This window comes from Marinobacter alkalisoli, from assembly GCF_045449795.1.
Taxonomy (GTDB): Bacteria; Pseudomonadota; Gammaproteobacteria; order Pseudomonadales; family Oleiphilaceae; genus Marinobacter.
This window is the reverse complement of the sequence record NZ_JBJJLB010000031.1, coordinates 1-15668: the sequence shown is the minus strand read 5'-3', so window position 1 is coordinate 15668 and position 15668 is coordinate 1. Positions and strand designations below refer to the sequence as shown.

Below are 15668 nucleotides of genomic sequence, written 5' to 3'. Positions count from 1 at the left end.
TTAGAAACGATCAGGAGGCGTGGCCGCTGGTCAGTATGTGGTGCAATCCGTCGCACTCCACCATGGGGTCGTCACAGTTCACCACGATGTCGGATCGGGCGATCACATAGCTCTTGCCGGTGATGTTGTTTTTCACCACCTGATGCTCGCCTTCCTGTTTCACTCCGGTAAACTCGCCGATAAAGCCGGTCTCCCGGAGGGATACCGTTTCCAGCCGATCCCCGGGCTTGATACGGCCTTCGTAGTTCATCAACGCCAGCCGGGCAGAGGTGCCGGTACCGGTGGTACTGCGACAGATCACGCCCGGATGCACGTAGGTGGCCGACCGTGACCGGTAGCACCCTTCAGCCACATGTTCCACCGGCCCCATGAAATGCAGGAACGGCAGCGGACCAACGTCACCGAGGGTGTAATGGGAGAACCCCCGCTCCGCCTGAATGGCTTCGACAATGGCGTGCGCGGTGTTGGCAAGCTTGCGCTCTTCGTCCAGGGTCAGGTCGAACCCCAGTTCCGTGGCATCCACCAGCGCATAGAAGCCTCCACTATAGGCCACGCTGTAGGTCACCCGGCCCACCGCCGGCACATCAATAGTGGCCTGGTAGGTGTCAATGTAACTGGGCAGCCCCTCGCAGGTAATGGCTTCCACCACACCGTTTTCCACGGTGGCGTCGATCTGGACCAATCCGGCCGGGGACTCCAGCACAAAGCTCTGCCTGCCTTCTTTCTTGGCGACAATGCCGCTTTCCAGCACCGCCGTGGCGGTGCATATGGTGTTGGACCCGGAGTAAATCGGGTACCCCATCACTTCCATGATGATATAACCGGCAACCGCTTTCGGGTCTGATGGCGGGACCAGCAGATCCACCGACATCTCCGGAATGCCGTACGGTTCTTCCAACAGCAGTTTTCTGAGCCCGTCGGCATCGTCCCGCAGGTATTCCATCTTCGCCCGGACCGTGTCGCCGGGTATCGCATCAATGCCGCCGGTCACAATACGACTGACATCGCCGCCGGCATGGGTATCCATCAGTTGAATCGTCAGCTCAGGCTTCATCAGGCGCTCTCCAGGGACCAGGGTTTGCCGTGCTCTTCCCACTGTGAGTCGGGAACAATCACGATCTTGCCGAGATAATTGCTACCCCGGTTCACAAAGTAGCGCTCGGCCTGATGCAGTTCCGAGAGCCTGAAAGCACCGTGCAGAACCGGTTTGAGCTGCCCGCCGCGAATCCAGGCCATGAGTTGCTCCGCTTCCTCCCGGGTACCGTGGGAAACGCCGAATATCTGCACCTGATACAGGTAGATACGGGTCCACAGGATCTCGCTGATATTGCCGCCACTGGCACCGGCGATGCTCAGGCGCGGGTAGGTATCGCGGGCGTTCATATCGAAGATCATGGTGTCGATGAACACATCGGTCATTTCACCGCCCACCAGATCCATGACCGCATCGAAGGGCTTGCCGCCGGTCGTGGCTTTGGCCCGATCAACGAAGGTGTCCATATCGGATCGATCCAGAACCGCCTCCGCCCCCAGAGTGAGCAGTGAATCGGCCTTATCCTGCTGGCTCAGTGCGTAGGGAATCGCGCCCATGATCCGGCACAACTGGATCAGCGCGGTGCCCACACCGCCACTGGCCCCGGTGACCAGCACCCGCTCCCCTGCCCTGACATTGGCGGAGGTCAGCATGTGCATGGCGGTCTGGTAGGAACACATGCCCATGGCCGCCACTTCCGCGTCCGCCAGTTCAGGGTTGGGAATAGGGTGAAACTGGTCCGCCGGCAACGCAACGTATTCGGCATAGCCACCATCGGCGCCGTGGCCGTAATAGTCCGGCGTCAGGTTGATGTCGGGACGATCATCGGCGTAGATGTTGAAATCCAGCAGGCCCCGCTCACCGATGCGGCTTTCGTCGACACCTTCACCCACGGCAACAACCCTGCCGGCAATATCCGCGCCCTGAATCCTGGGGAACAGCAGAGTCGGCTCACCGCCCATCTGGAACGAGGTCATTTCGCCTTTTTTGGTGGGGTACAGGCCCTCGCGGGCCTTGCGGTCGGTGTTGTTTTTGGCCGTTGCAGTGACCTGAACCAGCACCTGCCCCGCGCCGGGCTTCGGGGTGGTGACGTCCTGATATTCGAGTTTGTCGATATCACCGTGACCGGTAAGAACCATGGCTTTCATGGTGTTCGGGATCATGGGCGGGCAATCCTCCCTGGCTGCTGAATTTAGGGTATCCAGTCAGGATAGGTTAGATTCCCGGAGGTGTCAGGGGGGTGTTGCGGGTATCCGCAACGGGTTTTGCCGTGTCACAGACTGACCATCCTGGTTGGCAAGGGTCAACTGTATAGCCCGGGAATTGCAGGAGGCGTGAGCCAGCCGGGGACAGGCACTACAGAGAAACACCCTGCTCCAACAGATGCTTGATCCCCGGCTCGCTATTAAAACGCCAAGCCAGGTCCAGATCACTCTCACGCTCGGTTTCCGTTCGCGGGAACACCTGCCCCAGATAGTCGAGAATGTCTGCGCCTCCGTTTCTGTAGGCATAAGCCAGAACACTGTAGGGCGGCGGGCCCAGCAAAGGGTTCTCGCTGGCACCAGCTTCCACCAACGTCTTTGTGGTGGCTAGATCACTATTGACAACTGCGCTGGTCAGGGCATTGGAAGCCATCTGTTCGCTGAACCCGTCCGGATGCGCCCCATGGTCCAGCAGTACTTTAACGACCGGCTCAGCCCGGTTCAAAACCGCAAGTTTCAGAGGGTAACGATATTCAGCGTTGTAAACATTGGTTCGTGCACCCATGGCTAACAGAGCTTCAACCATTTCACGCTGATCAGCCGTAACTGCAGTCATCAGAGGCGTATTCCCCACAAAATCCCGAGCATTGAGATCGTAGATTTGTGGTGCCAGCTCATCGAGAATCATGACCTGCCCGGTCAGGGCCAGGATGTGCATCGTCGATGTTGCAACATCAGCGCCGTTTTGCAGTAGGTAGCGGACTGCCTCTATATCTCCCCGGAATACAGCGACATCAAGTAGGGTCAGGCGGCTCAGGTCATCTCTTGAGTTCAGCACCTGCGTTTCCAACCCGGTCAGTGCGTCCAGACCATAATGGAGAAACTCCCAGACCGGCGCAGAAGGCGCGTCATCAGCTTTGGTAAGCAACGCCACCAACGACAGCCGGTGCTGCCAGCCAATGTCGTCTTTTTTCAGGGTTTCTTTTGCTAACTGAGCAGCCGACTGGCCCGAATAATCAGCTTCATGTAAATCCGCTCCAGCGCGAACCAGAGCATCGAGCAGGTCCAACTGCCTGCCATGGCGGACCATACCATTCAGTGTGCGCGCCAGAGATTCATCCAAGACATCCTCACCATCGTTCTCCAGCCACGTAACCAGTTCATCTTCCGACAAAACCCCGCCCAAAGACTCCAGAGCACTAACCAGAAACTCGTCCTTCTCCCCCCAGCCCAGGGAATCAAGCAGAGTTTCCGCAAGCCCCTCTTCGTCAACACGAAGTGCGTAGCGATAGGGAGCGCTCGGCTCTATTCTGAAAAAATCATCAGAAAGACCTGCTCCATCTTTTACAAGACGCTTGAAAGCAGACAAGTTGTTGTAGCGTGCTGCCATGTACAACAGCGGTTCACCGAGAAAAGCATCCTCCGGCTGCAGCGAGTTCTCCAGAAGAGACTCCCACCATTCACGATCGTCGCGAGCGACGGCCACCAGGAAATAGCCGGCTTCGGGCTTGCCTTGATAATCCCTGCCATTCTGAGCCTGATAACGTTGACTGAGATAGTCCATTAGATTCTGGTGGCCATAAGACGCGGCCAGTTTAGGGAGGTTGTCCGTATGCTGAGCAGTCGCTTTAACCATCTGAAGCGCCACCGGTTCGTTCAGCCGGGCCGCGTAGTCCAGCGGGTATTTACCATGCTCATCCTTGGCATAGACCCCTTTGCTGAGTTTCATGGCATGGGTGGCTAACTCTTTTGAACCGTATGCGCCAATCAAATGAAATGGGGTTCGACCACGGTCGTCCTTTTTTAACAACACGTCGAAGCTAAGTAGCAGCGATGCTGCATCAGCCTGCCCCGCACGAATGGCAATATGAGCCGCAGTCTCACCTTCTTTATTGGTTTCGGTGATGTCCGCGCCCTCTGCCAGCAGCACCTTAACTTCCTCAAGATCCCCACTATTCACTGCCTGCATCAATGGTGTGAGGTCGTTTTTGTCCGACATCGAATCTTTTTCTTGCAACTCCCCCTGGTTGCCCTCGCTGTGCGTCAACGTACTCTGGGCAAGCTCAAGGATCGTGCCTTCCGGGTCATCCACTACACTCGGATCGGCCCCGGCTTTCAGAAGCTCTACAAGAATAACCAACCGTTCTGCGCGAACTGCTTTCACAACCGCATTGGAGTAGCCGTCCCCCTCTCCGTTCGGATCAGCCCCGTTTTCCAACAGCGGCGACAGCAAGGCCACTTTGCCTTCGTCCACCACATCTACCAACGCATTTGTCAGGCAGCCTGTGTTGTCTGAATGAGTTTCTGCCAGCAACTCAACTGTCTCCTGAGTTCCTGCATCAATCGCCGCCGAGAACACCCTGCTGCAATGGCGACCACTTGCCCGGGCCCCCGCCTTAACCAAGTCTGAAATCGAACTGACATTCCCATGACGCGCAGACGCCCAGAGTGCATAGGAAAGAAGGTCAGAGCGTCGGTGGGTGTAAGACAGCACCTTCTCCGTCCAGCCCGCTGCCGCAAAATACTCCAGGCGTTCGTAGTAATTATCTTCTCCAAAAACGGCGTCCGGTTGCCACAGACGCTTTGCCAGGCCCGTAGCACCAGCCTCAGCAGCAACAATGAACGGTGAATGATCGACGTCATTCCATTGCGGCAGCGGCGGATTCAAAGAGAGAACCCACTCCACGAGGGGATCGTTTTCCAGCCTAAGCCCGTACCGCAGGAAGCGCATCAAAGGCACCCCCTGCCCCGCAACCAAAGGAGCAAGGTGCAGCAGCTCGTCGCCGCGCCTTGCAATCGTATCCAGAGCCCAAATGGGACTGATCACCCGGTTGCCGATCAGGTATTCCAGGTCCTCACGCACGTAATTTTCGAACACAGCCGAGCCGGTACGGGGATATAGTTCCAGAGCTTCAGATTGGGTAGGCAAAGCATCATACAGCGTTCGGGCCAGGGTGGCGGAACCATACTTCACCGCTAGCCGGACGTCGCTGACTTCTACCTCCTGCCAGCGATTCAGCAGCTCGGCAACGACCTCAGGCCTGTTGAACCGAATGGCCATCCCGAGGGGGGTAAAACTATCGAGACACTTACTGGATAAAGCTGCCTGTGGCGCCCGATCCAGAACCCAGCGCAGGGTTCGCAAGTGGCCGGTGACTGCAGCCCAATGCAGTGCATGACAGCCCGACTCCCCCAAATCCTGCCGCAATAGCCGCTCAGGCACATGATCAGGCTGCTTCATAAAGCTCCACCAGGAAGCCGCAGAGATACCGGGTGGTGGCATGCCATCACCCTGCTCTGCCCAGTGGTTCATCAGCACATACAGAACATCGAGATTCTCAGCGAGCTCGAAAGCCGTCCCCCCTCGGGAATTGACCAGTGGATCGGCGCCAGCCTCCAGAAGCGTCGTGACAGCTTCCGCACTACCATGGCGGGCAGCTTTGATCAGCGCTGTGCGATGATTGACAGACTTCTGAGTGTCAGCTGCGAAACCGAGCTTCAGCAACCAGTGAATGATCCCGATTTCATTTGCGAAAGAAGCACTGTGCAGAGGGGTGTTGCCGAATTTGTCGTATTTCTCAAGCTCAATACCAATAGTGTTCAGGTACTCAAGAATGTCCAAGTGCCCGCGCTCGGCGGCCGTTCGAGCGAAACTATCCCAGCGCGAGTCGGCAACATCCACATTGTCACCCTGTAAGCTCACCCATAGCTTCAGATCCTCCAACTGGCCGTTGCGGGCCATTTCATAGGGTGCCATGCCCAGAGCATGAGAATGCCAGGCCAGGAATGCCCAAACGGCGCAGAGACTGAAAAAGCACTTCATCCAGAGACCATATTATCCGTTGTTGCTGAGGCAGCATCCGGTAGCGAGTCCACCAAGAGCACATCCCGGAATGCCAAGTAATGGGCCCCGCTCATCACCGCTCCAAAAACCAGAACAGCGATCAAAGCCGCGACACTTAAGACAACCAGCGAGGTACTGGCGGCCCCAAGGCTGACCATCGACAAAAAAAACAGGTAACCCAACGCCATTCCATTGACCACAAAAAAGAAAAGAGTGAAAAGGTTCGGGAGGCACGCCTTCAAACTGGTTAATACGGCATGCGATACGCCCATCTCCGACACAACAACAAGCGGGATAACAAAACAAAAAAGTGCACCTAAAACAGCAAACGTCAACAAGCCAAGTCCCAACACCACAATCAAAGCCGGCATTAACTCCGACCCAGAGTGTCCCCAGCCTCTACTTGAAAAACCACGAAACGTAAGGGAGTCCCAAATTACAGGCCCTGCATCAACCACAGAAACGATTGAAACACAGGCGACCCACATAGCCGCTGCGGCCAGCCCTATAAAAACCGGGAGAAAAATCATGCTTACAACACCATGACCACTGAATCCCGCGAACACATCCTTAAAACGCGCGCGATTCTCCACCGCCCCATGATACAAAGCCATCATTCCGCCATAGAAGACCAGCGTCATCACAATACAAAAAAGCACCAGTGATACATGGCCAAACAGTCCCATTCTCGAGTTTAGCGCCAGAATGCCAAATAACACCGCCTGCGGCAGTAGTGCCACAATCAGGTATGCTGGAAGAACTATTTTCCAATGTGCCCGAAATAACCCGATGGCTTCAACGACCCAACTGAGTGGCGGACCAATATTTACCTTGCGGGGAGCAACATCTGAGAATGCTGTATATTCATGACGCTTGTTCACCATCAAACTCCTGAATTCACTTTCCATATGAACCTGTAACGAACTCATCCGTACGAAGCACAAAACCGTATCCGAAGTCATTCACTCAAAGCGGACTCTAGGGCTGCCGGCAGAGGATACCCCTCCTGAAACAAGACCTCAGTCCCTTCCTGATTTCTTTCAGCCGAGACCGGGAGAAGCGAGAAAGATCAGTAAAAACAGCCCGCAAATCTAAGCCAGGGAAGCCCTCAAGGCCCATCTCTACAAGCCAAACTTAGGGAGGTAGTAAATAATCGGCGTGTCCACCAGTAGCTCTTCAGATCGTTTTTCCGCTTCTGCAATAACCTCGGGAGACAAGTTCGGCTTTGCCCTTTCAATGCTTCGCTCTACTGCAGAACTCCCGCGCTCTCTGTAGATCGCTAAAAGTACTGCCAAACCTTCGACCGGCTTGGCCTCGGGGTACCGATACATCCCTTCAGGGCCATCCAGCATGATTAGGCCGTACTCATACAAGGCATCGAAGTAATCTGTCTGCCCCATGCGGTCGATCCATTCATGGGACTCCTCGAACCGGCCGTCCTCCTTCAACTCCACTGCCAAATTCAGGATAGCTTTGGGAAACCCCTGCTCAGCTGACGCCCGGAGCCATTTGAGAATGTCTTCCCTTCGGCCCTTTTCGGTCCAGTAAAAGCCCCTGCCTTGCTCATCCAGCATGACTGCCATCCAGTACCGGGCAAAGGCATGGCCATTTTCTGCCGCACGCTCAACCCATTCGAAGTCCTTATCCGAGTCCCCACCAATGGCGTAGGCTGAGGATAAAGCCATCATCGCCTGAGTATCACCAGCCTCTGCCTTCGGAAGTGCAAGCTCTTTCGCTCGATCTAGCCAGTCCTTCCGGTCATAATCGCAGTCCCTGAGGGCTCCACACATTCTGCCCTTTTGGGCAAACCGCAGCATGGCGTAAACATCGCCGCCTTCAGCTGCTTGTCGGTAAAACTGTTCCGCGTCATCTGTGATATACGTGGAATTTCTACGCAGAATATTCCCGGCGTAATAGGCCGCCTCGGCATGGCTCAATTGAGCGGCTTCTTTGAATTTGGTGAACGCATTTGGGCTATACAGTTGCTGATAGAGGATATAGCCCTCCTGAAATAATGCTTCCGCCCGCTCCTGATCGGTTTCGGCTAAGACCGGGAGTCCGGCAAAGAGCAGTAAAAATAACCCGCAGATCCGGGTAAGAGAGCCTCCCGAAAACATCCTTACATACCGAATTTCGGCAGGTAGTAAATAATCGGCGTATCAATCAACAACTCCTTGGACCGTTCCTTCGCCTCGGCCATGATTTCAGGCGTCAGATAATCCTGGTAGTACTCAATTAATTCCAGTGGCTCATCCTTGCCCTTCTCGCGGTGCACCGCAAGAAGAATAGCGGCGCCCTCGACAGGGCGGGGCTTTTCGAAATGATATGAGATAGTCGGCGACATAACCTCGCCAATATCCGGCCCCATCATGATCTGAACACCGGCCTCGACAAGGGCATTGTAATGGTCAGTTTCTGCCATTTTCTCAATCCAGTAGCGTCCTTCTTCAAACTGCCCCTGCTCTCGGAGCTTGACGGCCAGTTTGCGCATGGCCGGAGGATACCCCTGCTTGGCAGAAGTCCGAAGCCACTTGATAATGTCTTCGCGACGGCCTTCTTCGGTCCAGTAAAAGCCCATTTCCCGCTGGTCCAACAGACCCGTCGCTAGCCAATACTGAGCAAACGCATGGCCATTCTCAGCAGCCCGCTTTACCCACTCAAACCCCTCATCCCGGTCTCCACCAATGCCAGCAGCAAGAGCTACAGCCATCATCGCTTCGGTGTCACCAGCTTCGGCCTTCGGGAGTGCGAATTCCACGGCCCGGTCCAGCCATTCTTCGCGATCATAGTCGCAGTCTCTGAGAGTGCCGCACATTTTGCCTTTTTGGGCGAATCGCAACATCGCATAGACTTCACCGCCTTCTGCTGCCATGCGGTAAAACTGTTCTGCTTCTTCGGTCATATAAGAATACCGTTTACGGAGAATTTCCCCGACCCAATACGCCGCCTCTGGATGACCCAGATTGGCAGCTTCCTCAAGTGGGGTTATTGCCACAGCGCTGTAACGTTGCTGATATAGAGTGTATCCTTCCCGAAACAACGCTTCCGACCGTTCCTGATCGCTTTCTGCCAAGGTCGAAGAAGCAGACACGAGCAGTAAAAACAGCCCACATATCCGGGCCAGTGTGTTCTTTGACATAAATTAAACCTGTCCCAGTAGGTGTAGACTGAATTTCCCTCTCAACTTCTTGTAATCCTCAAACCTTTTTAGATCCAGACCTTCGGTAAGCTGCCTCGCCATAAACTTATCCAACCTAGCCAGATTCGTCTTAGCAACCAGCAGGGGCTCTTCCGTTGGCTTGGTTCCGTGGGTATTCATACGAGTCACCGATTCTTCAAACTGTCGTTGGATGCGATTTGGCGTCGCTCCCCTGTATGACTCAGGGAGAACCTGCTCAGATTCTCCCATCCACTCAAGACACTGCAGGATGGAGATTTGCTGACGCTTTAACATTTCATTCGCATCCTTTTGCTCCCACAGATCATTGCCCTCAAACTCAACCGGTTCAGCCACAAGGTTGTGCAACATGGGGCCGATCGCTTCGGGCTGCAGCCCCAGGAACCAGGATTTGTATTCTTCCAACGATACCCTTGGCCGGTCATCAGAGGCCTCACGATTACCTTCTGCAATTTCAATTGCTTCACTGATACTCGCAGCCACGGTCCCGGCATTTTCGCTGCTGTGGAAGTTTCTGTAGACCTTTTCAACAAAGTCATAGGACTGCGCCGCAAGGAACGATATGTTCAGAGCCGCGGAAAGCCGCAGGTTCATCAGCATGCTCAGATACTCAAACGCACCGTCGTCAATCCAGTAAACGCGACGGTATCCGTTATCATGCAGTTCCTGCTGCAAGACGCGCATCAACATGGGGATGACATCAAAATCCAGCTCAAAACCGAAGGCCATGCCACCCCCAAGGCCCGCCACCAGGCGGCCTTTGGCGTGGAAGACCAGCCGCTTGTTGCTCATCCCAATCTTGATTTCTCCCGTGGCACCAAGGCCAGCGGCACCGACCAACTCATCACGGAGCACACCCAGGGTGATCCACTCGGGGACCTCTTCACCCAATCGGCGCCATTTCTCGGACTTTCTGAGCCGCTGAGGAATGGACCATTTCATTTCGGTACGCGTCATCTTCCCCGCCTGAGCCCCAACAAAGGCTTCGAATTCGGCTCCGCTAACCTCTCGTTTATCCCGGTCTACACCCGTGAGCTTTATGCCCTCTCCCTTGACCGCCTCAACGCCTACAGTGCGACTCATCAGCAAGCGGGCCCCAACGAATCCCCAGCACTTGGCGTCAACTTCGCAGTAGAACCGCCCCAGATCCAGCTCCCCGCTGCCCCCGAGATTCCGGTAGGGTATGCGGATTGATTCGGCTTCCTCCGGTTTCGGCAGTTTCAGAGAGAGCAGATCCACATGCCCCTGCCTGTACGTCAGGTTGGCGCCAATTCTGGCCTCGCCCAGAGTAAACCCTGCCTTTGGTGCGCCGTTCTTCATGCTAATCTCGGGTTCACTGGCCGGGCCGCTAACGCCCGTCAGCACTTCCACTTTTAAGTTGTTCTGCAGTTCCTGCCCCAGTTCGCCAGTAATACCACTGGATAGCAGCCTGACAAACTGCCCGGTGTAGCTGTCATCAAAACTCATGAGATGACGCTTCGCTTCGGATTCAAACATAAATGCCCGGAGATGGGCGCCCCAAGCATCAAGCTCTTCGGAATTATACTGCTCCAGGACGCCTTCATCTTTGATGTCGTGGAAGAACCGGTCAGGCTGGAATAGTCCCTGGCGGTCGAACCAGTATTCCTGGAGTGGGTATTTTTTCGCACCTTGATCCGTTAACAGTTTCTCCAGAGCTTCATCCTGACCCGGCTTTTGGGCAGTTTTGAGAGACAGGGCGATATCGAAGGATGATTCGGGGGTCTCCGACGTACTCAGTCTTTCCTGGCCACCAGGCAAGTCCAAGAGGGAAAAATGTTGTAGTTCAGAGTTACCTCCTGGCCGGGAGAATTCCCGAAGGGGAACCCCGGGACGCACCAGCGCCCTATAAGGGGGCGTGTTGTATTCGGCAGGGTTCCAGATGAACAGTTTCGGGGGTGACATGTCATTGGCCTGCTCCTCGGCACGGCACCGCAGTGCTTTCTGCTTCTCCTGGCGGGTCTCAATTTTGTGCTGGTATTGCAGAATTTCCGGGGCCGGCGCGGGGCCATTCAGACCAATTACACTAAGCCAGGCCGAACCATGTTCTTTCATATCCTCAGTAAGCTGTTCGATTTCCCATTCAAGCAACCGAAGGTCGGTCATATCCAAAATCCCGTCCTTCACTTGGCGCTGACCATTCGCCAGCGCATATTCAGGCGCCGCAATACCGATATTTGCAAGATCCAGCACCGCATCGGCATAGCCCCGCATATTGCCTTCCAGCTTGTTCAGCTCCCTCAGGTACTGTTCGACCTTCTCGATGTCCGGTGTCTCCTTTCGCCACTCATACGCCATCAGCTCCCGGTTCAGACGGCAAGTGTTAACGAAGATGGCGGCCACCGTTTCGTTGGACAATTCGTCCTCTTCAAAATCCTTTCGAGCTTCCAGGTAAGCCGACAGCATTTTTTTAATGCTCCGCTGCTCCGGTGAAAACAGTTCTTGCTCCACCACATGGAAACCAGCTTCCCGGGCGGCCTCGAATCCTTGATCCTGAAGGTCCATCAATCGGTCGGTTCGATTCTCCTTCTTCGCTCGGATAGCCTTCTTACGATCATCCAGTCCCTGCCGGGTTTGATGCCATTGCGCCGTTAGTTGAAGACGATTGCTATAGTATTCCTTGGTTTCAGTAAGCGCCTTCACCCGTTGGTGATAAGCCTTTTCCTCCTTGTCCAACTCCTGATCCAGCCTTTGTATCTGCCGGTCGGCATCCCGGTTCTGGCTGAGCAATTCGTCCCACTCGGATTGCTCCGCAGGGGGCAAAAAGCTTTTCGCGGAAGCGGGCAGGAACAGATCCGTCAGCCCCGCCTTCTCAAGTTCGGACATCCTTTGTTCCAGGGTCTCCTTTGAAGCAGCAGCCTTGAGGCGGGCGGCACTAGTTTCCATCTTGTCGAGAACGTTCTGCGGGAGCACCCAGAAACTGCGATGCCCGGTTACGTAGACCACCGTGGCGTTTTTGCATTGCTGGCAGTCTTTCGCCTCGGATTGGCTTGAGGTCTGGTCTGCTTCAGAGACCTTGGAAGGAGGAAGTTGCGCCGGGGCATCAGTCGACATGAGCTACAGTCCTTTGTTCGTTTTCCAAATGAGTCAAGATCTGGCTGGGTGATAATCCCTGATCACTTGCCAGTTGTTGCCAGTTCGTGGATTCCGTTAGCGGAACGCCTGCCTGGATCGCCAGCCTTACCCAGCGCTCCTGGTCGGCGAGCAGAGTCACCCCTGATTCGTTCGCGGATTTAATTTCCGCCAGAACAAATTGTTCCGGGTCCGGTCCGGGAATATGGGGCCGATAATAGTCCGTCAGCGAAGCGGCAAACTGGGCAAGACGTGCCTCATCCATTGCCTCCAGCTGTGCCCTACCGAGCACAAGCGGCTGTTCTGGCTCCGGCCAGTCGGCGAATTGTGACTCCGTGGTCACCCACCATTGGCCATCGTGACACCAGCACCATTGGGAAGCGCCCATTAGTTGATAACGCTGGTTAGGCTCCAGTACCTTAAGAAGGGGGCCGAGTGAGCGCGGATCGTAGAAGCGGAATACGGATGGCTTTCCATCCAGCGAGGTGATAACGAGTGAGCGAAGGTGGCTCCCCATTGCCGCCAGGCTGACATCTGGCGCAGAGATCAACATGCCCAGGTAGTCCGACTGATAGCGCTCGATCAGCGTCTCACGAAAAACCTGTGAGTCTCTAAGCTCAATCAGTATGGGACCTGTAGACCAGTTGCTTGCCAGTTCAGTCCCTTGGTAAAGGGGGATCCAGGGCATATCACTCGAGTCGAAATGACTGTATAGCCATCCCAGCAGTTGGCCTTCATCTTTCTGGGCCAGGTCCAATATGGCGAAGTCCGTATTCTCTGGTTTTTCAGTTCGTTGGAATATCGACTCAATTATAGTCATGGAGTATTCGCGGTCCGTCGCTATTTCAGTATTCGGGGTGTTAGTGGCCAATTGTTAGCGGCTCACTGGGGTTTCATTTTATAAATCCAGCCGTCATACATTTCCCAAAGCTGACCATTCACTAGCTCAAGATTAATCGAGGGCTCATCGGTAACATCGTAAACATGCAAGACTTTAATAGAAGTTCTATTCGACCCAACCCCGTAAAAGTTGCTCCAGCGATTGACGGCCACTTCTCCTTCATTTGGCAACAGGTAACAAGCCAACTCATAAGATGGATTCGAAATAACAAAATCCCTGACTTTAAAAGTTTCACGCTCAACAATAACCTTTTTGCCTATACGGTCTTTGGCTAAAGACTCTGTAGTCAACCCTCCACCATACTTAACCACGTCAAAGATTTTGTAACTTGAATATAGGTCATTCAAAGAAATTTCCGCACAAGACGACCTAGTTTTATTGTCGTCAACCGCAAAACAACCTGCAGAGTTTAAACTCAGCATGAGAACCAAAAAATATCTGACCATCAATAATTTCTCGGCCTGCAAGCTACCACTGTCCGTATACAGGCGATGCCCCTAGGGGTTTCAACTGTGCTCGTGAATAACACATTGTCCACTGCTATCAAACTCGCATCCAGACACAACGGTACTTCCAGCTTTGGCAACCCGAGTGAGCACATCAGATGTCAGGGCTGAAACGCCCGAAAATGAAATATTATCGGTAGTAGCGGCTCCCCGTGTACCCGTGGTAGCCAATTGTATCGGGGCATTGTCTGGCTGTACTTGGTCAGCAAGCATGGCCGGTTGGTCGGGTACCTGTGCCGAAGCCCCGGTACCACTCCCCGGCCCACCCCCGGAATTCATCTTCACCATCGGCCCTGAAACGGTCACGCCACTAGGGTCCACTTTCACAAAACTACCACCAGCCTTCAGCGTCACTTCAGCACCCGCTTCGATCACAATTTTCATACCGGCTTTGTGGTGGATCTCGCTGCCGGCTTCGATGAGCTGGTTCTTGCCCTGTTTGCTGTGGTGGCTGCCGTTGGCAGTGAGGCTGTAATCGCCGCCGATCTGTTCCCGGTGTTCGCCATCCACTGTGGCGTGGTCGTTACCCTTAACATGGGAAAAGCGGTTGTTCTCGACCGTTTGGTGGCTGTCGTTGTTGATAACTTCGGTGCGGTTGTTTTCCGTCAGCAGGTCCAGGTCTTTCTGGGCGTGGACGTAGATCTGCTCTTTGTCGGCCTCGTCCTCAAATCTCAGTTCGTTGCTGCCCTCGCCCTTGTGGGTCTGGGTTTTCAATGTGGTGCGTGTCTTGTGTTCCGGCAGCGCGTAAGGCGGTGTGTTGGTCGCGTGATAGGTTCTGCCAGTAATAATCGGCTGGTCCGGATCGCCGTCCAGGAAGGAAACGATGACTTCGTGGCCAATTCTCGGCAGGGCCATGAAGCCGTACTGGCCGCCGGCCCAGCCCTGGCTGACCCGCAGCCAGGCGCTGCTGTGTTCGTCATTCTTTGAGTAGCGATCCCACGGGAAGCGCACTTTCACCCTGCCGTGTTCGTCGCAGTGGATCTCTTCGCCTTCCGGACCGGTGACGATGGCGATCTGTGGGCCGTCCATTCTGGGGCGGTGTTTGATTTGTGAGCGCCAGGTGCGGTCGGCGGGGATGGCGTTGAACTGGTTGCTGTAGCTGGTGGGTTCGGAACCACCTTCTTCTTCCAGCGCCTGGGGCTGTTTGCCGGTGTGGGTGATGGCGGTCAGCAGCCATTCCCGGTTCAGGGTCTCGCTGTCGTGGTCGGTCAGGGCCACTTTGGCGCCGGCGGTGAAATCGGCGCGGTTGCTCTTGCCACTGGCGGTGCTGGCGTCGTTTCTCAGGGCGTCCAGCCGGGCTTCGGTGAAGGGCTGGCCGCTGGCGTCCTGTTTGAAGCGGCCGGGGTAGTCGTAGTGCTGGTAATCCTCGCGGTGCTGGACATCACCCGCGGCACTGTCGTGCATCAGGGCATAGGCCGGGTTCCTGAAGGTGTAATCCTTCATGGCCACGGCACTGGCGCGGACCCGCTCCTGATGGGCGAAACGGAACACGCAGGGGGTTTGGGTGCTGCCGCCGGCTTTGCCGTTGTAAGTCACGGACTCGAGCCTGGGGGCGTCGCCGTGGTGATCGGCGATGATCAGGGCCGGCTGTTCTTCGCCGTCGACCGAGCCGTGGTGGTAGCGGTAATGCCAGCCTTCCTCGGCGGCCAGTCGCTCTACAAAATCCAGGTCGCTTTCCCGGTGCTGGACGCAGTATTCCCGTTCTTCCGGGTTACGCTTGAGATCGAACACGGTATCGACGATGCCCCGCTCTTCCAGCAGGGTGCGTACGATGGCGTCGGTGGTCTGGGTCTGGAAGATGCGGCTGTTGTGCATCAGGCCCAGGCGCCACAGCGGGGGCTGGATGATGAGTTCGTAGCGGGTGCGGCGGTGGCCAGAATCACCGCGGGCGAATTCGTTGACCACACCGGTGAA

General features: G+C 55.3%; 10 protein-coding genes. All 10 read right to left on the bottom strand.

Features of this window, described 5'->3' with window-relative positions:
• Positions 1-10: 10 nt before the first annotated feature.
• Positions 11-1054, bottom strand: coding sequence for a proline racemase family protein (locus ACJO3M_RS14760; RefSeq protein ID WP_407002150.1), 1044 nt, complete (start codon positions 1052-1054; stop codon positions 11-13).
• Positions 1054-2196, bottom strand: coding sequence for a zinc-binding dehydrogenase (locus tag ACJO3M_RS14755; RefSeq protein WP_407002149.1), 1143 nt, complete (start codon positions 2194-2196; stop codon positions 1054-1056). The genes ACJO3M_RS14760 and ACJO3M_RS14755 overlap by 1 nt, the downstream gene beginning before the upstream one ends.
• 193 nt (positions 2197-2389) lie before the next feature.
• Positions 2390-5992 carry an ankyrin repeat domain-containing protein gene (locus ACJO3M_RS14750; RefSeq protein WP_407002147.1) on the bottom strand — a complete coding sequence of 1201 codons (3603 nt, stop codon included), beginning with the start codon at positions 5990-5992 and terminating at the stop codon, positions 2390-2392.
• 62 nt (positions 5993-6054) lie between these two features.
• A complete protein-coding gene (locus tag ACJO3M_RS14745; protein ID WP_407002146.1) occupies positions 6055-6963 on the bottom strand; it encodes a hypothetical protein in 909 nt (302 codons plus the stop codon).
• 237 nt (positions 6964-7200) lie between these two features.
• Positions 7201-8196: a tetratricopeptide repeat protein gene (locus tag ACJO3M_RS14740; protein ID WP_407002145.1), complete on the bottom strand. Its 996-nt coding sequence runs from the start codon at positions 8194-8196 to the stop codon at positions 7201-7203.
• 2 nt (positions 8197-8198) lie between these two features.
• A complete protein-coding gene (locus ACJO3M_RS14735; RefSeq protein WP_407002144.1) occupies positions 8199-9218 on the bottom strand; it encodes a tetratricopeptide repeat protein in 1020 nt (339 codons plus the stop codon).
• 3 nt (positions 9219-9221) lie between these two features.
• Positions 9222-11951: a hypothetical protein gene (locus tag ACJO3M_RS14730; RefSeq protein ID WP_407002143.1), complete on the bottom strand. Its 2730-nt coding sequence runs from the start codon at positions 11949-11951 to the stop codon at positions 9222-9224.
• 367 nt (positions 11952-12318) lie between these two features.
• Entirely contained in the window at positions 12319-13104 is a 786-nt protein-coding gene (locus ACJO3M_RS14725) for a DUF4123 domain-containing protein (RefSeq protein WP_407002142.1), read from the bottom strand.
• A gap of 125 nt (positions 13105-13229) precedes the next feature.
• On the bottom strand, positions 13230-13715 hold the full coding sequence (locus ACJO3M_RS14720; protein WP_407002140.1) for a hypothetical protein: 486 nt from the start codon (positions 13713-13715) through the stop codon (positions 13230-13232).
• 39 nt (positions 13716-13754) lie between these two features.
• A partial coding sequence (locus tag ACJO3M_RS14715; RefSeq protein WP_407002139.1) for a type VI secretion system Vgr family protein occupies positions 13755-15668 on the bottom strand: 1914 nt, incomplete at its 5' end.

Bases quoted from the DNA above. Each gene is read 5' to 3' on its own strand.
- ACJO3M_RS14750 (WP_407002147.1), bottom strand. From the start codon at position 5,992: ATGGCACCCTATGAAATGGCCCGCAACGGCCAGTTGGAGGATCTGAAG.
- ACJO3M_RS14745 (WP_407002146.1), bottom strand. From the start codon at position 6,963: ATGGTGAACAAGCGTCATGAATATACAGCATTCTCAGATGTTGCTCCC.
- ACJO3M_RS14740 (WP_407002145.1), bottom strand. From the start codon at position 8,196: ATGTTTTCGGGAGGCTCTCTTACCCGGATCTGCGGGTTATTTTTACTG.
- ACJO3M_RS14735 (WP_407002144.1), bottom strand. From the start codon at position 9,218: ATGTCAAAGAACACACTGGCCCGGATATGTGGGCTGTTTTTACTGCTC.
- ACJO3M_RS14760 (WP_407002150.1), bottom strand. From the start codon at position 1,054: ATGAAGCCTGAGCTGACGATTCAACTGATGGATACCCATGCCGGCGGC.
- ACJO3M_RS14755 (WP_407002149.1), bottom strand. From the start codon at position 2,196: ATGATCCCGAACACCATGAAAGCCATGGTTCTTACCGGTCACGGTGAT.